2 protein-coding genes are annotated in these 641 nt (G+C 74.4%); both read left to right on the forward strand.

Annotated elements, in window-relative coordinates:
* The coding region (locus PROKR_RS04110) for a helix-turn-helix domain-containing protein (protein WP_211240025.1) at positions 1-313 on the forward strand (313 nt) is incomplete at its 5' end.
* 67 nt (positions 314-380) lie between these two features.
* Positions 381-641, forward strand: a 261-nt coding sequence (locus PROKR_RS04115; protein WP_036959792.1) for a DUF3097 family protein, incomplete at its 3' end; no start/stop codon positions are given.

Genomic DNA, 641 nt, shown 5'->3' on the forward strand with positions numbered 1-641 from the left:
GGCGCTCGGCGCGGCGGTCGTGGAGGCGGAGAAGCTCGGGGCGGGACTGGTCGTCCGGCAGGCGCAGGGCCTGATCGACCGCGCGGGGCTGGTGGACGGGGCTGCCGGCGCCCCGCCGTCGGGCAGCGGGACCGACGCCCTCACGGCACGCGAGCGCCAGGTGCTGGCCCTGGTGGCCGAGGGCTTGACCAACGGGCAGATCGCCGAGCGGCTGTTCATCTCGGCCAAGACGGTCTCGGTCCACGTCTCGGCGATCCTGCGCAAGCTGGGCGTGGCCACCCGCACGGAGGCGGCGCTCCGCGGCGTCCGGTGACGCCCGAAGACACTCCGGGGAAGCGGAGATCCAGCACTCGGCGAAGGAGCCGACCTAGGCTCTTGACGTGGTCGACGAACGGTACGGGTCCGATGTGCTCTCCCCCGAGTTTCCCGGCGCGCAGCGCGGGCGGCGGCCCACGTCGCAGCCCACGCCCGCCGAGCTGGGGCTCGTGGTCGAGGAGGTGCAGACCGGCTGGGTCGGTGCGATCGTCCGCGTCGAGAAGTCCGGCGGCATGCACGTGGTGGTCCTGGAGGACCGGCGCGGCCGGACCCGCACGTTCCCGCTCGGCCCGGGCTTCTGGGTCGAGGGCAAGCCGGTCGAGCTG

The sequence above is a fragment of the Promicromonospora kroppenstedtii DSM 19349 genome (assembly GCF_000515355.1).
Classification (GTDB): Bacteria; Actinomycetota; Actinomycetes; order Actinomycetales; family Cellulomonadaceae; genus Promicromonospora; species Promicromonospora kroppenstedtii.